General features: G+C 67.6%; 14 protein-coding genes and 2 pseudogenes. 10 read left to right on the top strand and 6 right to left on the bottom strand.

From position 1 onward, the window contains the following. Positions 1-166 precede the first annotated feature (166 nt). From ABW16_RS03365 to ABW16_RS03345, 5 genes are all read right to left on the bottom strand, one after another. Entirely contained in the window at positions 167-1057 is an 891-nt protein-coding gene (locus tag ABW16_RS03365; RefSeq protein ID WP_047317753.1) for a cyclopropane mycolic acid synthase family methyltransferase, read from the bottom strand. A gap of 157 nt (positions 1058-1214) precedes the next feature. Further along, entirely contained in the window at positions 1215-2078 is an 864-nt protein-coding gene (locus tag ABW16_RS03360) for a cyclopropane mycolic acid synthase family methyltransferase (RefSeq protein ID WP_047317617.1), read from the bottom strand. A 128-nt stretch (positions 2079-2206) separates the two neighbouring features. Continuing rightward, positions 2207-3115 carry an alpha/beta fold hydrolase gene (locus ABW16_RS03355; protein ID WP_327083210.1) on the bottom strand — a complete coding sequence of 303 codons (909 nt, stop codon included), beginning with the start codon at positions 3113-3115 and terminating at the stop codon, positions 2207-2209. A 2-nt stretch (positions 3116-3117) separates the two neighbouring features. Further along, positions 3118-4473, bottom strand: a complete 1356-nt coding sequence (locus tag ABW16_RS03350) for an ABC1 kinase family protein (RefSeq protein WP_109519466.1) — start codon at positions 4471-4473, stop codon at positions 3118-3120. A 209-nt stretch (positions 4474-4682) separates the two neighbouring features. Next, positions 4683-5204 (bottom strand): DinB family protein, encoded by a 522-nt coding sequence (locus ABW16_RS03345; protein WP_047317750.1) that lies wholly within the window; start codon positions 5202-5204, stop codon positions 4683-4685. 73 nt (positions 5205-5277) lie between these two features. On the opposite strand from ABW16_RS03345, the gene ABW16_RS03340 reads away from it, so the two are divergent. Together ABW16_RS03340 and ABW16_RS03335 are read left to right on the top strand one after the other, a co-directional pair. After that, positions 5278-9438 carry a glycoside hydrolase family 38 N-terminal domain-containing protein gene (locus ABW16_RS03340; RefSeq protein WP_047317616.1) on the top strand — a complete coding sequence of 1387 codons (4161 nt, stop codon included), beginning with the start codon at positions 5278-5280 and terminating at the stop codon, positions 9436-9438. Beyond that, positions 9438-10352, top strand: a complete 915-nt coding sequence (locus ABW16_RS03335) for an ROK family protein (protein WP_047317749.1) — start codon at positions 9438-9440, stop codon at positions 10350-10352. The genes ABW16_RS03340 and ABW16_RS03335 overlap by 1 nt, the downstream gene beginning before the upstream one ends. A 51-nt stretch (positions 10353-10403) precedes the next feature. Here ABW16_RS03335 and ABW16_RS03330 read toward each other — a convergent pair whose 3' ends face one another. After that, positions 10404-10727: a winged helix-turn-helix transcriptional regulator gene (locus tag ABW16_RS03330; protein ID WP_047317748.1), complete on the bottom strand. Its 324-nt coding sequence runs from the start codon at positions 10725-10727 to the stop codon at positions 10404-10406. A 71-nt stretch (positions 10728-10798) separates the two neighbouring features. Here ABW16_RS03330 and ABW16_RS03325 point away from each other — a divergent pair, with 71 nt between their 5' ends. From ABW16_RS03325 to ABW16_RS03295, 8 genes and pseudogenes are all read left to right on the top strand, one after another. Next, complete coding sequence (locus ABW16_RS03325; RefSeq protein ID WP_047317615.1) at positions 10799-11239, top strand: DUF1772 domain-containing protein; 441 nt, start codon at positions 10799-10801, stop codon at positions 11237-11239. A 257-nt stretch (positions 11240-11496) separates the two neighbouring features. Further along, positions 11497-12105, top strand: a complete 609-nt coding sequence (gene rplJ / locus ABW16_RS03320) for a 50S ribosomal protein L10 (protein ID WP_047317614.1) — start codon at positions 11497-11499, stop codon at positions 12103-12105. 54 nt (positions 12106-12159) lie between these two features. After that, positions 12160-12549, top strand: a complete 390-nt coding sequence (gene rplL, locus ABW16_RS03315; RefSeq protein ID WP_047317613.1) for a 50S ribosomal protein L7/L12 — start codon at positions 12160-12162, stop codon at positions 12547-12549. A 98-nt stretch (positions 12550-12647) separates the two neighbouring features. Then, positions 12648-12803, top strand: a pseudogene (locus ABW16_RS25235) (carotenoid oxygenase family protein); the annotation flags it as partial. Positions 12804-12898: 95 nt separating this feature from the next. Continuing rightward, positions 12899-13951: an ABC transporter ATP-binding protein gene (locus tag ABW16_RS03310; protein WP_047317612.1), complete on the top strand. Its 1053-nt coding sequence runs from the start codon at positions 12899-12901 to the stop codon at positions 13949-13951. 369 nt (positions 13952-14320) lie between these two features. Beyond that, positions 14321-17869: a DNA-directed RNA polymerase subunit beta gene (gene rpoB, locus ABW16_RS03305; RefSeq protein ID WP_082133919.1), complete on the top strand. Its 3549-nt coding sequence runs from the start codon at positions 14321-14323 to the stop codon at positions 17867-17869. Between the two features lie 38 nt (positions 17870-17907). Further along, entirely contained in the window at positions 17908-21858 is a 3951-nt protein-coding gene (locus ABW16_RS03300; RefSeq protein WP_047317610.1) for a DNA-directed RNA polymerase subunit beta', read from the top strand. Between the two features lie 182 nt (positions 21859-22040). Beyond that, positions 22041-22481, top strand: a pseudogene (locus ABW16_RS03295) (type IV toxin-antitoxin system AbiEi family antitoxin domain-containing protein); the annotation flags it as partial. Positions 22482-22484 lie beyond the last annotated feature (3 nt).

Below are 22484 nucleotides of genomic sequence, written 5' to 3'. Positions count from 1 at the left end.
TTCACCGGCACCCCAGCGTCAACCAGCCTCGCCAGCTGATCACCGAACCGAGCACAGTCCTCCGAAAACGACATGGTCGTCGCAACCTCTCAATCGAGAGTGTTGCGACGACCATGTGAACCCGCCTAGCGCGTGACGGGGGCTTTTCTGTGGCCGTGGCCTTGGGTCAGGCGGCTTGCTTGACGTAGGTGACCAGACTGACGTCCAGGCTCTCGTCGGTGAAGTAGTACTCGCAGCCGCGCAGGTACTTCATGTAACGCTCGTAGACCTCCTCGGACTGGATCGCGACGGCCTCGTCGTGGTGAGCTTCCAGGGCGTCGCCCCAGATCTTGAGGGTCTTGATGTAGTGCGGCCGCAGCGAAAGCGCTTCGGGCACAGTGAAACCGGCCTTCTCACCGTGGTCGACCATCATCTGGGTGGTCGGCAGTCGGCCGCCCGGGAAGATCTCGGTGAGGATGAACTTGATGAACCGCGCGGTCTCGAACGTCAGCTTCTTGCCGCGCGCGTTGAGCTCATAGGGGTGGAAGCTGACGCTGCTCTGGATGGCCATCCGGCCGTCGGCCGGCATGATCTCGTAGCAGTTCTTGAAGAAGTCGTCGTAGTTCTCGAAGCCGAAGTGCTCGAAAGCCTCGATCGAGACGATCCGGTCCACCGGCTCGTGAAACTCTTCCCAGCCCTGCAGCAGGACCCGCCGTGACCGGTCGGTGTCGATGGCATCCAGCAGCTCCTGGGAGTAGGCGTGCTGGTTCTTCGACAAGGTCAGGCCGATCACGTTCACGTCGTACTTCTCAACGGCGCGCTTCATGGTCGCGCCCCAGCCGCAACCGATGTCCAGCAGAGTCATCCCCGGCCGCAGGTCCAGCTTGTCCAGGTTCAGGTCGAGCTTGGCGACCTGGGCCTCCTCCAGACTGATGTCCGGCGGCTCGAAGTACGCACAGCTGTACGTCCGGCTGGGGTCCTGGAACAGTGCGAAGAAGTCATCGGACAGGTCGTAGTGGGCCTGGATATTCTCGAATTTCGGACGCATCCCCGAGGTGCGTGTCGCTTTGTCCACCATCTGTGACTGATTGCCTTCCTGATGAAACCCGCTGCGACCGGACATGTGGTCTGGGGCGTCGCACGTGCCGGTCAACTGTTGCAGCTTAGCGGGTCGGGGGTGAATCGGTTGACGTGAAATGTAGCCAAGCCGGAACCCGCGGCAGGCCCGTTCTCCACTATTTCTGCAGCGTGTACTGGTGAACGCTGGTGTTGCCGTTGCGGAACAGCTCCACGCAGCCGTTGAGGTACTTGTCGAAACGGTCGTATGCCTCTTGGCCCTGCACCTCGATCGCCCGCTCCTTATTGGCCGCCAACATCGCCGCCCAGTCCTGAAGGGTGCGTGCGTAGTGCGGCCCGATCTCGTCGTCGCGGGTCACGGTGAAACCGGCGTCGGCGGCGTACTTGCGGGGCAACCACGCCGAGGGAAGCTGCCCGCCGGGGAAGATCTCCCGCATGATGAACAGCGTGAACTTGGCCAGCGACATCGTCATCGGAATGCCCTTGGCCTGCGCCTCGTCCTGCCCGCTGATCGCGGTGATGGTGTGCAGCAGCATCCGACCGTCGTCGGGCAGTGCGTTGTAGGTGATGTCGAAGAAGTCCGCCCAGCGGTCGCGGCCGAAGTGCTCGAACGCGCCGATCGACACGATCCGGTCCACCTTGTCGGTGAACTCCTCCCACCCCTGCAGCCGCACCTCGACGTTGCGGTTGGTGTCCACCTTCGACAGCTTGTCGATGGCGTACTGGCGCTGCTCACCACTGAGGGTGAGCCCGATGACGTTGACGTCGTACTTCTCCAGCGCGCGCTGCATGCAGGCACCCCAACCGCAGCCGATGTCCAGCAGCGTCATGCCGGGCTCCAGGCCCAGCTTGCCCAGCGCCAAGTCGAACTTGGCGATCTGCGCCTCGTCGCAGGTGGTGTCCTTGTCCGGGTAGAACCCGCAGGTGTAGCCCATTGTCGGACCTAGGAACAGCTCGTAGAACTCGTTGGAGATGTCGTAGATCGACTGCAGTTCCTCGTACTTCGGTTCCAGCTTGGGCATGGCTCAGTTCACTCGCGATCTTCTCTAAATTGGGGGGAGAGTGTGCACAGACTACCGTTGCCGGTCTGTTATGAGCACTTCGGTGTGGCTTAGGCCACCGAGCGGCCCCGACCGGCCAGCGCGAGTGGTTATCTCGCGGCGGCAAACGTCGTGGTCAGCTCGCTGATCACCGGGTCCCACAGCTCTTCGGGCAGGTCGTGGCCCATACCTTCGAACAGCACCAGGCGGGCGCGATCGATGGCATCGGCCACCGCCCGTCCCCCTGAGGGGCGCATCAGCTTGTCGGCCAAGCCGTGGATGACCACGGTCGGTGCGGTGATCAGCCGGTTGTATTCGGCCAGGCTGCCGCTGGCCAGGATGGCGCCGAACTGCCGGGCGATGCCCCAGGGGTAGTAGCTGCGCTCGTAGGCCTCGACGATGTTGGCCCGTAGCTGGTCTTCCGGCGCCGGGTAGCGGGGGCTGCCGATGATCCGGCTGGCCCGCACCGCGTTGTCGATGATCACCTCGCGCGGGGAGTCCGGTGACGGTCCGGTCAGCAGCGCCATCAGCGCCCGCGGGGCCGGCGGCGGAAGGAAACGCCGGTTGTTGCTGGAGAAGATGACGCCCAGCGAACGGGTCCGAGCCGCGAACCGCGCGGCGAACACCTGCGCGATCATGCCGCCCATCGAAGCGCCGACCACGTGCGCCTGCTCGATTCCCAGGTGATCCAGCAGGGCGGCAGCGTCGTCGGCCATGTCCTCCAGGGTGTAGACGGCCGGGCTGGGCTTACCCAGCCAGAACCGCGCCATGCGCGGGACCAGGGCGCCGCGGGAGTGGTCGCGGCCCAGCTTGCTGGACAAGCCGACGTCCCGGTTGTCGTACCGGATCACCCGCAGGCCCTGAGCGACCAGCTTCTCGCAGAACCCGGTGCGCCACAGCAGCAGCTGGGCGCCCAGTCCCATCACCAGCAGCACCGGGGGATCCTCGGGACTTCCCAGGTCTTCGTAGAAGATCTCCAGGTCGCCCGAGCGGGCGGTGCCACTGCGTATCTCCACCACGGTCATACTCCCGGGTTGTCGTCGTTGTCTTTGTGCTCGCGGCTGACGTCGACCATGAAGTTGGCGAAGTAGCCGGTCAGCTGCGGATCGGACATCATCTGCCAGCGCGGTGCCAGCAGTTTCATGTAGCGCTCCACGTAGAGGAACTGCTTGCCGATGAGCACCAGCTCGCGCGGCAGCTTGACGTCATAGGCATCGGCCAGCGCCCCGAGCTGCTTGCCGATCTCGGCATACGACATGTCGCCCAGCGACTTCATGGTCAGCGGGGTGGCGAAAGCCTCGAGGTCCATGGCGGCCTGGCCCTCGGGTTTGACGGTGCCCACCGCACCCATCAGCACCACGATCTTGCCGGCCGCGGCGTGGTCCTTCTTGACCAGCAGCGCGTAGACCAGCTCGCGCAGCAGCCAACGGGTGCGCGGGTCGATGCGGCCCATGATGCCGAAGTCCAGGAACACCACCCGGCCCTCGTCGTCCACCAGCAGATTGCCGGCGTGCAGGTCGCCGTGGAACAACCCGTGCCGCAGTCCGCCCTCGAAGGTGGAGAACAGCAACGCCTTGACCAGCTCCACGCCGTCGAAACCGGCTTTGCGGATGGCGGGGGCGTCGTCGATGCGAATGCCGGACACGCGCTCCATCGTCAGCACCCGCTCGCTGGTGAAGTCCCAGTGCACGTCGGGCACCTTGATGTTGCGGCCCAGCGGCGAGGCGTGCAGGTGTGACACCCAGGTCTGCATCGACTGGCCCTCGATGCGGAAGTCCAGCTCCTCGGCGAGGTTGTCGGCGAAGTCGGCGACCACGTCGCCGGCCGACAGCCGGCGGCCCAGCTTGGCCAGCTCGACGAGCTGCGCGAACCGTTTGAGGATCTGCAGGTCGGCCGCGACCCGGCGGCGGATGCCCGGCCGCTGGATCTTGACCACGACCTCCTCGCCGCTGTGCAGGGTGGCGAAGTGCACCTGGGCGATCGAAGCGGACGCGATGGGGGTCTCGTCGAACTTCGCGAACAGCTCCTGCGGTGCGGCGCCCAGTTCCTCGACGAACAGTTCGTGCACGGCGTCCGGGTCGGCCGGCGGGACGGAGTCGAGCAGGCCGCGGAATTCCCGGGACAGCGGTTCGCCGAACGCGCCGGGGCTCGAGGCGATGATCTGGCCGAATTTGACGTAGGTGGGGCCCAGGTCGGCGAACGTCTGCGGCAGCTCGCGGATCACCTTCTGCTGGATCGGCCCCGGCCCGAGCAGCCGGGTGAAGACTCGGGTGGCGGCGCGGGTGAGCTGCCAGCCGGTCGCGCCGACGCGGGCCGCCTCAACCGGCAACGGCACCCGGTCCAGCTGGGCCACCTGGCGGGGTGGGGTCGAACTCATTGCTGCAGTCTGCCAAATCAGCGGCGGAAGTTCTCCGTCAGCGCCTCGGTAGCCGGCGTCGACCAGCAGGGCGCAGAACCCGTCCGGCCACATCGGCAGCTGCGCCCCCAGCCCCATGATCAGCAAGACGGCCGGGTCGTCGGGGCTTCCCAAATCCTCGTAGAAGATCTGCACGCCGCCGGCGTCGGCACGCCCCGTTCGGGTCTGCCCTAGGCCGGGCCGGCTTGGTGGGCGTACAGGTCGCGGATACAGCCGATTTCGGCTCCGTGGTGAATGGCTTCGCGGTTGATGTGCAGGATGAGCTCGGCCATGGTGTGCTCGGCCCACGGACCCTCGGCCGGTCCGATCGGCCGGGCCAGAGCAGCGTCGTCCAGGCCGCGCACCCCGGCGATCCAGCGCGTATAGGCATCGTCGAGTTGGCGCAGCGCGGTGGCGGCGTCCAGGGCGTACGGCCAGCTCTGGTAGTCGGCCGGCGGCCCGCCGAAGTGGTGCTGGTTGCGCATCGCGAACACGCCGACGATGACGTGCGTCATCCGCCAGGCGATGGTGGTGAACGGCGCCGGCTCCGGCGCCGGAAACGCGAAGTCGATTCCGTCCCGGCGCACGCTCCAGCAGTCCGGCACCGGCTCCCACAGGTACTCGTCGTCGCTCAGACCGTCCAGCCGTGGCCGCAGCAGGTGCTGCCAATGCCAGTCGAGTTGGTCGGCCAGTACCTCACTGGAGACGGGCATGACCCGAGCCTGCCAGGCACGGCCGGTCGCCGAAAGGCTCCGCGCGGCGGGCGCGCATCCGTAGGTTTGTGCCATGCGGATCCTCGACGTCGAATCGACCGAGAAGTTCGTCGGGCCGGCCGACGCGCCCCTGCAGCTGGTTCGGGTCGACTACCGTGACGCCGACGTGGCGACACTGCTGCGTATCGACGGCGATGGTCTGGCCGGGGAAGCCGTCGCCGAGCCCGGCGCCGGCGTCGTCGAGGTGCCGGTGACCGTCGAGAACCCGGTGCCGGGCCAGCAGTGGGCCGCGCGGGTCAACGGCACCGGCTTCACGTTCACCGTGGCCGAACCCGGCTGGACCATGTTCATGGTCGGCCACTTCCACTACGACCCGGTGTGGTGGAACACCCAGGCCAACTACACCAGCGCCTGGACCGAGCACCCGCTCGGCGCGTGCCGGCAGACCAACGGCTTCGATCTGGTGCGCGGTCACCTGGACTGGGCCCGCGAGCACCCCGAGTACAAGTTCGTCTTGGCCGAGGTGGACTACCTCAAGCCGTATTGGGACACCCACCCGCAGGACCGTGCCGAGCTCCGGCGGCTGATGGCGCAGGGCCGGGTGGAGGTGATGGGCGGCACCTACAACGAGCCGTCGACCAACCTCACCGATGCGGAGACCACGATCCGCAACCTGGTGGCCGGCATGGGCTTTCAGCGCGACATCATGGGTGCTGACCCGGCGACAGCCTGGCAGCTCGACGTTTTCGGGCATGACCCGCAGTTCCCTGGGCTGGTCGCCGACGCCGGGCTGTCCTCCAGCGCCTGGGCCCGCGGGCCGTTTCACCAGTGGGGCCCGATGGCCGATAGCGGCGATCCGCGCCGGATGCAGTTCCCATCCGAGTTCGAATGGATCGCGCCGTCCGGGCGCGGTCTGCTGACCCATTACATGCCGGCGCACTACGCGGCCGGCTGGTGGATGGACGCGAATGCGACCCTGGGCGCCGCCGAAGACGACGTCTACCGGTTGTTCACCGAGATGAAGAAGGTCGCCGCCACCCGCAACGTGCTGCTGCCGGTGGGCACCGACTTCACCCCGCCGAACCGCTGGATCACCGAGATCCACCGGGACTGGAACACCCGCTACACCTGGCCGAAGTTCGTCTGCGCGCTGCCGAGTGAGTTCTTCGCCGCGGTGCGCGCCGAACTCGAGCAGCGCGGTGCGGCTCCCTCCCCGCAGACCCGCGATATGAACCCGATCTACACCGGCTGCCACGTCTCCTATATCGACACCAAGCAGGCCAACCGGGCCGCCGAACAGGCGATCCTGGGCGCGGAGCGCTTTGCGGTGTTCGCCGCGGCGCTGACCGGGGTGGACTACCCGGAGGCGGCGCTGACCAAAGCGTGGGCGCAACTGTCCTACGGCGCCCACCATGACGCCATCACCGGCTCGGAGGCCGACCAGGTGTACCTGGACCTGCTGACCGGCTGGCGCGACGCCTGGCAGCTGGGCACCGACGCCCGCGACACCGCGCTGGCGGTGCTGTCGGGCTTGGTGGGAGCCGACGAAGGTGCCGTGGTGTGGAACCCGGTGGCCACCGATCGCACCGACGTCGTCACGCTGCGGCTGGAGACGCCGCTGGCCGGCGGCGCGCGCGTGATCGACACCGACGGCGCCGAGCTGCCCGCACATGTCGAGCACGGCGGCTCCACGGTCAGCTGGCTGGCCCGCGGCGTACCGTCGCTGGGCTGGCGGGCCTACCGGCTGATTCCCACCGCGGACGTCCACGACTGGCAACCGCTGGCCGGTACCCGGATCAGCAACGAGCACCACCAGCTGACCGCGGACCCGGACCGCGGCGGCGGCATCACCTCGTGGCTCCACCACGGCCGCGAAATGATCATCGAGGGAGGCCTGGGCAACCAGCTCGCCGTCTACGACGAGTACCCCAAACACCCGCAATCCGGTGAGGGCCCATGGCATTTGGTGCCCAGCGGCAACCTGTTCACCTCCGCGGTGGCCCGTGACGTCACGGTGCAGGCCTACCGCGGACCGCTGGGGGAGCGGCTGGTGGTCTCCGGGCGGATCCGCACGGTGCTGGCCTACACCCAGACACTGACGCTGTGGCACGGCGTGGACCGGGTGGACTGCTCCACCACCATCGAGGGGTTCACCGGCACCGACCACCTGCTGCGACTGCGCTGGCCCTGCCCGGTTCCCGGCGCCCTGCCGGTCGCCGAGGTGGCCGACGCCGTGATCGGCCGCGGCTTCGGCCTGCTGCACGAGCCCAGCGGACGCTCGGTGGACACCGCGCAGTACCCCCGGACGCTCGACACCCCCGCCAACCGCTGGTTCGGGCTGTCCGCGACGGCCCGGGTCAGCGTCGGCGACGGCAGCCGGGCGGTGTCGGTGGCCGAAGTAGTCACCGATGGCTCGCCGGTCCGGGAGTTGATGGTCGCGCTGGTGCGCGCCGGGGTCACCGCCACCTGTTCGGACGCCGACGGGCCCCGCTACGGCAACCTCGACGTCGACTCCAACCTGCCGGACACCCGTATCGCGTTGGGCGGGCCGGACCGCAACGCCTTCACCCGGGCCGTGCTGGACGCCGCCCACCCGGCCTACGCCGCCGAGCTGCAGCGCCAGCTCGACCGGCGCGGCCGGGCGCGGGTGTGGGTGCCGGCGGCCAAACCGCTCACCGAGGTCTGGGTTCCCGGCGCCGACCTGACCGGTCCGCGCGCCCTGCCGGTGCTGGTGATCGCCGGTCGCGACGACGACGGCTTGGAGGCCGAGATCGCGCGGGTGGCCGACGACCTGTCCGACGCCGAGATCGTGGTGGACCAGGACGTCGACGCGGAGATGGAGCCCTTCGAGGCGCGCACCGTCGCGCTGATCAACCGCGGGGTGCCCAGTTTCGCCGTGGATTCCGCGGGAACCTTGCACACCGCGCTGCTGCGCTCCTGCAGCAGCTGGCCGTCGGCCGCCTGGACCGACGATCCGCGTCGCACCGCCCCGGACGGCAGCGCCTTCCAACTGCAGCACTGGACGCACACCTTCGACTACGCGCTGGTGGCCGGCGACGGCGACTGGCGCCGGGCGGCGATCCCCGAGCGCAGCGCGGAATTCGCCGACCCGCTGCGGGCCGTGGCGGTGACCGGGGGTGACGGTCCGCTGCCGTCACACGGCTCGCTGCTGCGGATCGACCCAGCCGGCGGTGTGGGCCTAGGGGCGCTCAAGGCGGCGGGCAACCCGATGGCGCGCGGCAGCGCACAGCCCGTCGACTCGAACACCGTCACGCTGCGGTTGGTGGAGACCCACGGGACCGACGCCGCCGTCACGCTGCGCAGCGACCTGGCCCCGGTGACCGTGGTGGGCCGCGCCGATCTGCTGGAACAGCCCCGCGAGCACCCGGACCCGGACCGGCTGCACGGCTACGAGATCGCCACCGTCACCGCCCGGCTCGGCATCGAGCGGGTGGGCGCCGGTAGTCCCTTGGCGCCCGACGCGGAGGCGGCGCAACCGCTCTACGCCCGCTACTGGCTGCACAATCGCGGCCCGGCACCCCTCGGCGGCCTGCCGGCGATCCCGGCGGTGCATCCGCACCGGGCCGAGGCGGATCCGGGCGCACGCCTGACGCTGGATCTGACCGTGGCCAGCGACTGCGTCGACGCGACCTTGGCCGGTGCGGTGACGTGGCAGTGCCCGGCCGGCTGGGCGATCACGCCGGCCGAACAACCGGTGCGATTAGCGGCCGGGGAACACACACGTATCCCGGTGGCGGTGACGGTTCCGGCCGCTGCCGCCCCGGGGCTTTATCCGCTGCGGGCCCGGCTCGACCTGTCCGGCGACGTGCCGACGGCATGGCGTCAACCGGTCGAAGACGTCACGGTGGTGCGCGTCGGCGATCCCGGTTCCGACCGGCTGCTCTATGTAGACGACCCGTCCGCGGTTGAGGTCACCGCCGGACGCTCCGCCCGGCTGACCGTCACGGTCGGCACCGACGCACACGCCGACTTGGCGGTCGAGGCGCATCTGATCAGCCCCTGGGGTACCTGGGACTGGGCCGGGCCGCCGGCGGTGGGTGCGGTCGTGCCGGCGCGTGGCCAGCGGGAGCTGAGCTTCGACATCGCCCCGCCGGTATGGGCGCGGCCGGGCACCTGGTGGGCGCTGGTCCGGGTCGGCGGGGCGGGTGCGCTGGCCTATTCGACGGCGGTGCGAATGGCGGTGCTGGCGCCCGTCACGGTGGGGGTGGACTGATGGCGGCCATCCTCGCGCTGGATGTCGGCGGCACCAAGATCGCCGTCGGGCTGGCCGACGCCGACGGATCCCTGACCTACACCGCCACTCTGCCGACCCGGGCCGATCAGGGCACCGAGGTGGTGTGGTCGGTGGTGGCCGAGCTGATCGACGGCGCCCTGGAACGGGCGGGTGGACAGGTGGACGCGGTCGGCATCGGCTCGGCCGGGCCCATCGACGTCAACGCCGGAACCGTCAGCCCGGTCAACATTGCGGGCTGGCGCGGGTTCGCCCTACGTGACCGGGTGGCCGCCGCAGTGCCCGGGGTTCCGGTCCGCTTGAGCGGCGACGGCGTCTGCATGGCGCTCGGCGAATACCGGCACGGCGCCGGGCGCGGCACCCGGTCCATGCTGGGCATGGTGGTCTCGACCGGCGTGGGAGGCGGACTGGTGGTCGATGGCGCGCCGTTGCACGGCCGGACCGGCAACGCGGGCCACGTCGGGCACGTGGTCGTCGACCCCGATGGGGAGCGGTGCCGCTGCGGTGGCCGGGGCTGCGTGGAGACCATCGCCTCCGGGCCGGCGATGGTGCGCTGGGCGCTCGCCAACGGATGGACACCGGAAGCGTCTTTGGCCGATGCCAAGGCGCTCGCCTCGGCCGCCGAAGCCGGTGACCCGGTGGCGCTGCGGGCTTTTCGGCGCGGCACCGACGCGCTGGCGGTGATGCTCACCTCGGTGGGAGCGGTGTGCGACCTGGATCTGGTGGTGATCGGCGGGGGAGTGGCCCGCTCCGGTGCCTTGTTGTTCGGCCCGCTGCGGACCGCCCTGGCCGAGCGTGCCGGGCTGGACTTCCTGGTCGGTCTGCGGGTGGTGCCCGCCGAACTCGGCGGCGACGCCGGATTGGTGGGGGCGGCCGTGCTGGCCACCTTGCGTTGACTCTGCGCTGGTGGCGACAAAGTGCGAGAAGACCCCGCCCTGGGCGCAGAGTCAACGCGAAAGGTGCAGACGGCCCCAATCGCACAGCTGAGCCAGCACCGGGGTCAGCGTCCTCCCGTACTCGGAGATCGAATAGTGCACGCACGGCGGCACCGTCCCGGCGTCGTGGCGGTCGATGATGCCGTCGGCCACGAGCTCGTGCAGATGACGGATGAGCATCCGTTCGGTGATGCCCGGGATGCTGCGCCGCAGCTCGGCGGTGCGCATCGGCCCGTCGGCCAGGCGCCACAAGATGGTGCCCTTCCAGCGACCGCTGATGACCGACAGTGCGGCGTCGATCGGGCAGTCGGTGACACCGTTTTTCGATGCCGCCACCACACCTCCTCATACTGACTAATTTGTCAGTACCTTGTTTTTTGTCAGCATAGCGTTCATAGTCGACTGCCGTGAAGCAATGTGTGGAGATTCTCGCGATATTGGTGGTCGGGACCCTGGTGGGCGCGGAGTTCGCGGTGGCCGCGTTCGTGCGCCCGATCCTCGGGCGACTGTCCGACGACGCGTTCTGGGCCGCCCGAGCTGATGGCGCCCGGCTCCTCGGGCGGGTGATGCCGTTCTGGTACCTGACCTCGTTCGCGCTGCTGGTGGGGGCCGCCGCCGTAGCGGGTGCGCAGCGGTGGCTCATCGGTGCCGGGGCGGGCCTGATGGTGGTCGTCGTGCTGATGTCGGTGCTGGTATTGGTGCCGATCAACAACCGCATCGCGGCCTGGCGCGGCACCGAGGAGGTGTCCCGCGAGCTGGCGGCCCGCTGGGACGGGCTGCACTGGGTGCGGGTGGCGCTGCTGGCGGTGACCTTCGCGGTGCTGGTGACCGGCGTGCTGAACGCCTGAGCGGCGGACGCCGTTTTGGCTGATCGGCCCTCGTCACGCTATGGTGTGTGGCGATCCACCGAAGACCGTCGGTCACCGAGCAATCGGTTGAAGGTCCGGGAACATCCCGGCGGCCCACGCAGGAGGACGAGGCACCGGCCCCGCCGGCACACACTGTGACGCCCCGACCGCATCCTGCGTCGGGGCGTTCGTTATTTCCCGGGTGGGTCACCGAGACAAGTACGAGAACAAGTACAAGCGACACCGAGGAGGTATGCATGGCGCGGGCTGACAAGACCGCCGCCGTCGCGGACATCGTCGAGCAGTTCAACGACTCGACCGCCACCGTGATCACCGAGTACCGCGGTCTGACGGTTGCGAACCTGGCGGAGCTGCGGCGTTCGCTCAGCGGCTCGGCCACCTACACGGTGGCGAAGAACACGCTGGTCAAGCTGGCCGCGGCCGAGGCCGGAGTCGAGGGGCTCGACGAGCTCTTCGCGGGCCCGACGGCCATCGCGTTCGTCCAGGGCGAGCCGGTCGACGCCGCCAAGGCCATCAAGAAGTTCGCCAAGGACCACAAGGCGCTGGTCATCAAGGGCGGCTACATGGACGGTCGCGCGCTGACCGTCGCCGAGGTGGAGCGCATCGCCGACCTGGAGTCGCGCGAGGTGCTGCTGGCCAAGATGGCTGGCGCCATGAAGGCCAACCTGTCCAAGGCCGCCGGCCTGTTCGCCGCCCCGGCTTCGCAGATGGCCCGCCTGGCAGCCGCACTGCAGGAGAAGAAGCCCGCCGAGGCAGCACCTGCTGCCGCGGCCCCGGCCGAGGCTCCCGCGGAGGCCGAGGCTGCGGCCGAGACCGCCGAGGCTCCGGCCGAAGCCGCCGAATAACTAGGCACAACCCCAACCCAACTTCCCTAACCGGAATCAGAAAGGACCGAAATCATGGCCAAAATTTCCACCGAAGAGCTGCTCGACGTCTTCAAAGAGATGACCCTGCTCGAGCTGTCTGAGTTCGTGAAGCAGTTCGAGGAGACCTTCGACGTCACCGCTGCGGCTCCGGTCGCCGTGGCCGCCGCCGCGGGTGCTGCCCCCGCCGCCGCTGAGGCCGGCGAGGAGCAGAGCGAGTTCGACGTCATCCTGGAGTCGGCTGGCGAGAAGAAGATCGGCGTCATCAAGGTGGTCCGCGAGGTCGTGTCCGGCCTGGGCCTCAAGGAAGCCAAGGACCTGGTCGACAGCGCTCCCAAGCCGCTGCTGGAGAAGGTCGCCAAGGAGGCTGCCGAGGACGCCAAGGCCAAGCTCGAGGCGGCTGGCGCCACCGTCACCGTCAAGTAGTTCGTTCTACGGTCGAAGCCCCCGGGACCCGCGAGGTCCCGGGGGCTTCTGCTGTTTCAGGGCCGGGCAGCCGCCGTACTCGTGGGGCTGCCGACGAGGACGGCCGCAGTCTGATCGGAATGGGCCGCCATCACGGCGAAAACGGGGGACAATGGGTGATAATCGACGCCGCGACCGGTGCGTCGGTGGCCACCGTGCACCTGCCCCAACGGGTCCCGACGGGCTTCCATGGCAATTGGACACCTGTCGACTGAGGCGGACCGCCGATAAGGGTCGCACCTGTGCGCTACAGTGGCCCAAGCCACAAGCCAGTCGTGGCACGAACAGACGTTGCGGAAGGACCTCACTAATGGGTGTCGCCATCGAGGTACAAGGGCTTACCAAGTCCTTCGGATCGGCCCGGATTTGGGAAGACGTCTCCATGACGATTCCCGAGGGAGAGGTCAGCGTCCTGCTCGGGCCCTCCGGCACCGGCAAGTCCGTGTTCTTGAAGTCGCTGATCGGCCTGTTGCGCCCCGAGCGCGGTTCGATCGTCATCGACGGCACCGACATCCTGCAGTGTTCCGCCAAGGAGCTCTACGAGATCCGCACGCTGTTCGGCGTGCTGTTCCAGGACGGCGCGCTGTTCGGGTCGATGAACATCTACGACAACACCGCCTTCCCGCTGCGGGAGCACACCAAGAAATCCGAGAAGGAAATCCGTGACATCGTCATGGAGAAGCTCGAGATGGTCGGTATGCCCAACGACGGCTACAAGTTCCCGGGTGAGATCTCCGGTGGTATGCGCAAGCGTGCCGGCCTGGCCCGCGCCCTGGTGCTCGACCCGCAGATCATCCTCTGCGACGAGCCGGACTCCGGCCTGGACCCGGTCCGCACGGCGTACCTGAGCCAACTGCTGATCGACATCAACGCCCAGATCGACGCCACCATCCTGATCGTTACGCACAACATCAACATCGCGCGCACCGTGCCGGACAACATCGGGATGCTGTTCCGCAAGGAGCTGGTGATGTTCGGCCCCCGCGAGGTGCTGTTGACCTCCGACGAGCCGGTGGTGCGCCAGTTCCTCAACGGCCGCCGGATCGGTCCGATCGGCATGTCCGAGGAGAAAGACCAGGCGACCGCCGCAGCCGAGGAAGCGATGATCGCGGCCGGGCAGAGTGACGGCGGCGTCGAGGAAATCGAGGGCGTGCCGCCGCAGCTGAGCGCGACCCCCGGCCTGCCGGACCGCAAGGGTGTGGCGCGGCGCCAGGCCCGGGTGCGCGAGATCCTGCACACCCTTCCGCCCAACGCTCAGGCGGCCATCCGGGACGAGCTCGAGGGCACCCACAAGTACGCCGTACACGAGTTCCCGGCAGACGAAGAGGCTCCCACGGCGTCGATCCCGACCCCGCCGGGCTGAGACTCTGCAGGCTCACGCCGTGTCAGCTCTTGACGGACGGACCTAAACGGTCCAATCTTGTCACCAGCACACGTGCGGGGAGCCCGGCGGAGGTCAGCCAGCACCGATAGGGTCCCGGAGCATCGCAGTTGAGGATTGCGTCAGCCTGCGCTATTGTTGGACGTTGCGCTGGCTTCCTCCTGCCCATCCCTTACCCGCACCCGAACACCGCAGTACCAGCCTGAGTCAGGTGTATTGACTCGTTTCAGGCCTGTTACCTCGTGGTTTGGCTGTGCGTGAGACCGGACAGAACGTTCGCCAGCCGAACCAACGGTCGATATTCGCAGCGAACGGGGTCCGGTGAGAACCGGGATCCGCTGGCCGCATTAGGTGCTGGAAGGACGCATCTTGGCAGTCTCCCGCCAGAGCAAGAAGAACGCTTCAGGTACTACCACCCAGAATTCTCCCAATAGTTCCGTGCCCGGGGCCCCGAACCGGGTCTCCTTCGCCAAGCTGCGCGAACCCCTCGAGGTTCCGGGTCTGCTCGACGTGCAGACCGACTCGTTCCAGTGGCTGATCGGGGCGTCGGAGTGGCGCGAGAAGATGGCCCAGCAGACCGGTGCCGCGCCCAAGGGTGGCCTCGAAGAGGTTCTCGAAGAGCTGTCCCCGATTGAGGACTTCTCCGGCTCGATGTCTCTGTCGTTCTCCGACCCGCGGTTCGACGAGGTCAAGGCCCCCGTCGAGGAATGCCGCGACAAGGACATGACGTATGCGGCCCCGCTGTTCGTCACCGCGGAGTTCATCAACAACAACACCGGCGAGATCAAGAGCCAGACGGTGTTCATGGGTGACTTCCCGATGATGACCGAGAAGGGCACCTTCATCATCAACGGCACCGAGCGTGTCGTCGTCTCCCAGCTGGTGCGTTCGCCGGGCGTGTACTTCGACGCCAACATCGACAAGTCCACCGAGAAGACGCTGCACTCGGTGAAGGTGATCCCGGGCCGCGGCGCCTGGCTGGAGTTCGACGTCGACAAGCGCGACCTGGTCGGCGTTCGTATCGACCGCAAGCGCCGCCAGCCGGTCACCGTGCTGCTCAAGGCGCTGGGCTGGACTTCTGAGCAGATCCGCGAGCGCTTCGGCTTCTCCGAGATCATGATGTCGACGCTGGAGAAGGACAACGCCGCCAACTCCGACGAGGCGCTGCTGGACATCTACCGCAAGCTGCGTCCGGGCGAGCCCCCCACCAAGGAGTCCGCGCAGACTCTGCTGGAGAACCTGTTCTTCAAGGAGAAGCGCTACGACCTGGCGCGGGTGGGTCGCTACAAGATCAACAAGAAGCTGGGCCTGACCGCCAACCCGGGCGAGTCGCAGCCGACCACGCTGACCGAAGAGGACATCGTGGCCACCATCGAGTACCTGGTGCGCCTGCACCAGGCCGCTCAGGAAGGCGTGTCCGCCACCATGACGGTGCCGGGCGGCGTGGAGGTTCCCGTCGAGGTCGACGACATCGACCACTTCGGCAACCGGCGGCTGCGCACCGTGGGTGAGCTGATCCAGAACCAGATCCGGGTCGGGCTGTCCCGGATGGAGCGCGTGGTCCGCGAGCGGATGACCACCCAGGACGTCGAGGCCATCACGCCGCAGACCCTGATCAACATCCGCCCGGTGGTCGCCGCGATCAAGGAGTTCTTCGGCACCAGCCAGCTCTCCCAGTTCATGGACCAGAACAACCCGCTGTCGGGTCTGACCCACAAGCGCCGCCTGTCGGCGCTGGGGCCGGGTGGTCTGTCGCGTGAGCGGGCCGGCCTGGAAGTTCGTGACGTGCACCCGTCCCACTACGGCCGGATGTGCCCGATCGAGACCCCGGAAGGCCCGAACATCGGTCTGATCGGATCGCTGTCGGTGTACGCGCGGGTCAACCCGTTCGGCTTCATCGAGACCCCGTACCGCAAGGTTGTGGACGGCGTCGTCACCGACGAGATCCACTACCTGACCGCCGACGAGGAGGACCGCCACGTTGTGGCGCAGGCCAACTCGCCGCTGGAGGACGACGGCCGCTTCGCCGAGGACCGTATTCTGGTCCGCCGTAAGGGTGGCGAGGTCGAGTACGTGTCGTCGGCCGAGGTCGACTACATGGACGTCTCGCCGCGCCAGATGGTGTCGGTGGCCACGGCCATGATCCCGTTCCTCGAGCACGACGACGCCAACCGTGCCCTGATGGGTGCCAACATGCAGCGCCAGGCGGTTCCGCTGGTGCGCAGCGAGGCCCCGCTGGTGGGCACCGGCATGGAGCTGCGGGCCGCGATCGACGCCGGCGACGTGATCGTCGCCGACAAGACCGGTGTCATCGAGGAGGTGTCCGCCGACTACGTCACGGTGATGGCCGATGACGGCACCCGGCAGACCTACCGGATGCGCAAGTTCAACCGGTCCAACCACGGCACCTGCGCCAACCAGCGTCCGATCGTCGACGCCGGCCAGCGTGTCGAGGCCGGCCAGGTGATTGCGGACGGTCCCTGCACCGACAACGGCGAGATGGCCCTGGGCAAGAACCTGCTCGTGGCGATCATGCCGTGGGAGGGGCACAACTACGAGGACGCGATCATCCTGTCCAACAGGCTGGTCGAGGAGGACACGCTGACCTCGATCCACATCGAGGAGCACGAGATCGACGCCCGCGACACCAAGCTGGGCGCCGAGGAGATCACCCGGGACATCCCGAACGTCTCCGACGAGGTGCTGGCTGACCTCGACGAGCGCGGCATCGTCCGCATCGGCGCCGAGGTCCGCGACGGCGACATCCTGGTCGGCAAGGTCACCCCCAAGGGTGAGACCGAGCTGACGCCCGAGGAGCGGCTGCTGCGTGCGATCTTCGGCGAGAAGGCCCGCGAGGTCCGCGACACCTCGCTGAAGGTGCCGCACGGCGAGTCCGGCAAGGTCATCGGAATCCGGGTGTTCTCCCGCGAGGACGACGACGAGCTGCCCGCCGGGGTCAACGAGCTGGTGCGCGTCTACGTCGCGCAGAAGCGCAAGATCTCCGACGGTGACAAGCTGGCCGGTCGCCACGGCAACAAGGGCGTCATCGGCAAGATCCTGCCGGCCGAGGACATGCCGTTCCTGCCGGACGGCACCCCGGTCGACATCATCTTGAACACCCACGGTGTGCCGCGACGGATGAACATCGGTCAGATCCTGGAGACCCACCTGGGCTGGATTGCCAAGACCGGCTGGAACATCGATGTGGCGGCCGGCGTGCCGGACTGGGCGGACAAGCTCCCCGAGGAGCTGTACTCCGCCGGCCCGGACACCCGCACCGCGACCCCGGTGTTCGACGGTGCGCAGGAAGCCGAGCTGCAGGGCCTGCTGTCCTCGACCCTGGCCAACCGCGACGGCGAGGTCATGGTCAACGGTGACGGTAAGGCGATGCTGTTCGACGGCCGCTCCGGTGAGCCGTTCCCGTACCCGGTGACCGTCGGCTACATGTACATCATGAAGCTGCACCACCTGGTGGACGACAAGATCCACGCGCGTTCCACGGGTCCGTACTCGATGATCACCCAGCAGCCGCTGGGCGGTAAGGCGCAGTTCGGTGGCCAGCGGTTCGGTGAGATGGAGTGCTGGGCCATGCAGGCCTACGGTGCGGCGTACACGCTGCAGGAGCTGCTGACGATCAAGTCCGACGACACCGTCGGCCGCGTCAAGGTCTACGAGGCGATCGTCAAGGGCGAGAACATCCCCGAGCCGGGCATCCCGGAGTCCTTCAAGGTGCTGCTCAAAGAGCTGCAGTCGCTGTGCCTCAACGTTGAGGTGCTGGCGAAGGACGGTGCGGCGATCGAGCTGCGCGAAGGCGAGGACGAGGACCTGGAGCGGGCAGCCGCCAACCTGGGAATCAACCTGTCCCGCAACGAATCCGCCTCGGTTGAGGACCTGGCTTAATTACTCGCTACTAAACCCGCAAGGGGAAAGGGAGTTACGTGCTCGACGTCAACTTCTTCGATGAGCTCCGCATCGGCCTGGCGACCGCGGAGGACATCCGGCAATGGTCCTACGGTGAGGTCAAGAAGCCGGAAACGATCAACTACCGCACCCTCAAGCCCGAGAAGGACGGCCTGTTCTGCGAGAAGATCTTCGGACCGACTCGCGACTGGGAGTGCTACTGCGGCAAGTACAAGCGGGTGCGCTTCAAGGGCATCATCTGTGAGCGCTGTGGCGTTGAGGTGACTCGCGCCAAGGTGCGTCGTGAGCGGATGGGCCACATCGAACTGGCCGCCCCGGTCACCCACATCTGGTACTTCAAGGGCGTGCCGTCGCGCTTGGGCTACCTGCTGGACCTGGCGCCCAAGGATCTCGAAAAGATCATCTACTTCGCGGCCTACGTCATCACCAGCGTCGACACCGAGATGCGCCACAACGAGCTGTCCACTTTGGAAGCCGAGATGGTCGTCGAGAAGAAGGCCGTCGAAGACCAGCGCGACGCCGACCTGGAGGCCCGCGCCCAGAAGCTGGAGGCCGACCTGGCCGAGCTGGAGGCCGAGGGCGCGAAAGCCGATGTGCGCCGCAAGGTTCGCGACGGCGGCGAGCGCGAGATGCGTCAGCTGCGCGACCGTGCCCAGCGTGAGCTGGACCGCCTCGATAACATCTGGGACACCTTCGTCAAGCTGGCTCCCAAGCAGCTGATCGTCGACGAGACCGTCTACCGCGAGCTGGTGGACCGCTACGGCGAGTACTTCACCGGTGCGATGGGTGCCGAGTCGATCCAGAAGCTGATCGAGACCTTCGACATCGACGCCGAGGCCGAGCTGCTGCGCGACATCATCAAGAACGGCAAGGGGCAGAAGAAGCTTCGTGCTCTCAAGCGCCTCAAGGTGGTCGCCGCATTCCAGCAGTCGGGTAACTCCCCGATGGGCATGGTGCTCGACGCGGTGCCGGTGATCCCGCCGGAGCTGCGTCCGATGGTGCAGCTCGACGGTGGCCGGTTCGCCACCAGCGACCTCAACGACCTGTACCGCCGGGTCATCAACCGCAACAACCGCCTCAAGCGACTGATCGACCTCGGCGCGCCCGAGATCATCGTCAACAACGAGAAGCGGATGCTGCAGGAGTCCGTCGACGCGCTGTTCGACAACGGCCGTCGCGGCCGCCCGGTCACCGGACCGGGCAACCGTCCGCTGAAGTCGTTGAGCGACCTGCTCAAGGGCAAGCAGGGCCGGTTCCGTCAGAACCTGCTCGGTAAGCGTGTCGACTACTCGGGCCGTTCGGTGATCGTGGTCGGTCCGCAGCTCAAGCTGCACCAGTGTGGTCTGCCCAAGCTGATGGCACTCGAGCTGTTCAAGCCGTTCGTGATGAAGCGACTGGTCGACCTGAACCACGCGCAGAACATCAAGAGCGCCAAGCGAATGGTGGAGCGGCAGCGCCCCCAGGTGTGGGACGTCCTGGAAGAGGTCATCGCCGAGCACCCGGTGCTGCTCAACCGTGCACCCACGCTGCACCGCCTGGGCATCCAGGCCTTCGAGCCGCAGCTGGTGGAGGGCAAGGCCATTCAGCTGCACCCGCTGGTGTGTGAGGCCTTCAACGCCGACTTCGACGGTGACCAGATGGCCGTGCACCTGCCGCTGAGTGCCGAGGCGCAGGCCGAGGCCCGCATCCTGATGCTGTCGAGCAACAACATCCTGTCGCCGGCCTCGGGTCGTCCGCTGGCCATGCCGCGACTGGACATGGTTACCGGGTTGTACTACCTGACCACCGAGATCGAGGGTGAGACAGGCGAATACACCCCGGCTGCCAAGGACCGTCCGGAGGCCGGCGTGTACTCCTCGCCGGCCGAGGCGATCATGGCCGTCGACCGTGGTGCGTTGAGCGTGCGGGCCAAGATCAAGGTGCGTCTGGACCAGCTGCGGCCGCCGGCCGAAGTGGAGACCGAGCTGTTCGGCGAGAACGGCTGGCGTCCGGGCGGTGCGTGGATCGCCGAGACCACGCTGGGCCGGGTGCTGTTCAACGAGCTGCTGCCGACCGGATACCCGTTCGTGAACAAGCAGATGCACAAGAAGGTCCAGGCCGTCATCATCAACGACCTGGCCGAGCGCTACCCGATGATCGTGGTCGCCCAGACCGTCGACAAGCTCAAGGACGCCGGCTTCTACTGGGCCACGCGTTCGGGGGTCACGGTCTCGATGGCCGACGTGCTGGTGCCGCCGCGCAAGAAGGAGATCCTCGACTCCTACGAAGCGCGTGCCGACAAGGTCGAAAAGCAGTTCCAGCGTGGTGCTCTCAACCACGACGAGCGCAACGAGGCGCTGGTGGAGATCTGGAAGGAAGCCACCGAGGAAGTGGGTCAGGCGCTGCGTGACCACTACCCGGCCGACAACCCGATCATCACGATCGTCGACTCCGGTGCGACGGGTAACTTCACCCAGACCCGGACGCTGGCCGGCATGAAGGGTCTGGTGACCAACCCCAAGGGTGAGTTCATCCCGCGGCCGATCAAGTCCTCCTTCCGTGAGGGACTGACGGTGCTGGAGTACTTCATCAACACCCACGGCGCCCGAAAGGGCTTGGCGGACACCGCGTTGCGTACCGCTGACTCGGGTTACCTGACTCGCCGTCTGGTGGACGTGTCCCAGGACGTGATCGTGCGCGAGCACGACTGCGGCACCGAGCGCGGCATCATCGTCGACTTGGCCGAGCCTCAGGCGGACGGGTCGCTGATCCGCAACCCGTTCATCGAGACCTCGGCGTACGCCCGCACCTTGGCCATGGACGCTGCCGACAGCAACGGCAACGTCGTTGTCGAGCGGGGCCACGACCTGGGCGACCCGTCGATCGAGGCGCTGCTGGCGGCCGGTATCTCGCAGGTGAAGGTCCGCTCGGTCTTGACCTGCACCACCGGAACCGGGGTGTGTGCCACCTGCTACGGCCGGTCCATGGCCACCGGCAAGCTGGTCGACATCGGTGAGGCGGTCGGCATCGTCGCTGCTCAGTCCATCGGTGAGCCCGGTACTCAGCTGACCATGCGTACCTTCCACCAGGGTGGTGTCGGTGAGGACATCACCGGTGGTCTGCCGCGTGTGCAGGAGCTGTTCGAGGCCCGGATCCCGCGTGGCAAGGCGCCCATCGCCGATGTCGCCGGACGGGTGCAGCTCGAAGAGGGCGAGAAGTTCTACAAGATCACGATCGTGCCGGACGACGGTGGCGAGGAAGTGGTCTACGACAAGCTGCCCAAGCGTCAGCGGCTGCGCGTGTTCAAGCACGAGGACGGCTCGGAGCGGTTGCTGTCCGACGGCGACCACGTCGAGGTCGGCCAGCAGCTCATGGAGGGCTCGGCCGACCCGCACGAGGTGCTGCGGGTGCAGGGCCCCCGTGAGGTGCAGATCCACCTGGTCAACGAGGTCCAGCAGGTCTACCGGGCCCAGGGTGTGTCGATCCACGACAAGCACATCGAGGTGATCGTCCGGCAGATGCTGCGCCGCGTCACCATCATCGACTCGGGCGCCACGGAGTTCCTGCCCGGTTCGCTGACCGAGCGGGCCGAGTTCGAGACCGAGAACCGTCGCGTGGTGGCCGAGGGCGGCGAGCCCGCGGCTGGGCGTCCGGTGCTGATGGGTATCACCAAGGCGTCGCTGGCCACCGACTCGTGGCTGTCGGCGGCCTCCTTCCAGGAGACCACCCGCGTGCTGACCGATGCGGCGATCAACTGCCGCAGCGACAAGCTGCAGGGCCTGAAGGAGAACGTGATCATCGGCAAGCTGATCCCGGCCGGCACCGGCATCAACCGGTACCGCAACATCACCGTGCAGCCCACCGAAGAGGCCCGGGCCGCTGCGTACACGATCCCGTCCTACGAGGATCAGTACTACAGCCCGGACTTCGGCGCCGCCACCGGTGCCGCGGTTCCGCTGGACGACTACGGGTACAGCGACTACCGGTAGATCCTTCTTCTGCGCGAGCAGTCCCCCGCAAGCGGGAGGTGCCCCCAGCGAAAGCCCCCATTTCGGGTTCGAAATGGGGGCTTTCGCGTCTGCTCGCGGGTGGGCGACCAGTTGTCCACAGGGGTGACTTTCCCGCCGGACAGGTCTGCGCGAACCCCGGCCGATGTCGCCCGACGAGATTTTTCGCCGCCAACGGTGGGTTGGCCACCACACGGCAACTCCTTGACGTGATCAGCCGGAAGGCTCTCGCGTGTCACGTGCGCGCGGGTCGGGTGGTGCGGTTGCGCCGCGGTGTTTATGCCGCTGTCCAACCTGACGTGTTAGGTCAGCTCGCGGCGCTGGACCTTGCTGCGGGCGTGCGGATCGTCGCCTGTCTGGGCACCGCAGCAGCCCTCTACGGCTTTGACACCGAAGCGGATTCCCGGTTGCACGTCCTGGGCCCCGGCATTCGCCTGCGTCCCTCGGACGATCTCATGGTCCATCAGCGCCTTGGTGCGCCGCTGCGCAGGGTTGCGGGGCGGCTCGTCACCGCGCCGGCGTGGACAGCGGTCGAGGTGGCCCGCACGCTATGGCGGCCGCGCGCTCTCGCGACGCTCGACACCGCGGTCCGCATCGGCGCATGCAAG

This window comes from Mycolicibacter heraklionensis, from assembly GCF_001021505.1.
Lineage (GTDB): Bacteria > Actinomycetota > Actinomycetes > Mycobacteriales > Mycobacteriaceae > Mycobacterium > Mycobacterium heraklionense.
This window is presented reverse-complemented; position numbering and strand designations above follow the sequence as displayed.

Coding starts and splice junctions, on each gene's coding strand:
- rplJ (WP_047317614.1), top strand. CDS start 11,497: ATGGCGCGGGCTGACAAGACCGCCGCCGTCGCGGACATCGTCGAGCAG.
- ABW16_RS03345 (WP_047317750.1), bottom strand. CDS start 5,204: ATGCCCGTCTCCAGTGAGGTACTGGCCGACCAACTCGACTGGCATTGG.
- ABW16_RS03360 (WP_047317617.1), bottom strand. CDS start 2,078: ATGCCCAAGCTGGAACCGAAGTACGAGGAACTGCAGTCGATCTACGAC.
- ABW16_RS03350 (WP_109519466.1), bottom strand. CDS start 4,473: ATGAGTTCGACCCCACCCCGCCAGGTGGCCCAGCTGGACCGGGTGCCG.
- ABW16_RS03310 (WP_047317612.1), top strand. CDS start 12,899: ATGGGTGTCGCCATCGAGGTACAAGGGCTTACCAAGTCCTTCGGATCG.
- ABW16_RS03340 (WP_047317616.1), top strand. CDS start 5,278: ATGCGGATCCTCGACGTCGAATCGACCGAGAAGTTCGTCGGGCCGGCC.
- ABW16_RS03335 (WP_047317749.1), top strand. CDS start 9,438: ATGGCGGCCATCCTCGCGCTGGATGTCGGCGGCACCAAGATCGCCGTC.
- ABW16_RS03365 (WP_047317753.1), bottom strand. CDS start 1,057: ATGGTGGACAAAGCGACACGCACCTCGGGGATGCGTCCGAAATTCGAG.
- rplL (WP_047317613.1), top strand. CDS start 12,160: ATGGCCAAAATTTCCACCGAAGAGCTGCTCGACGTCTTCAAAGAGATG.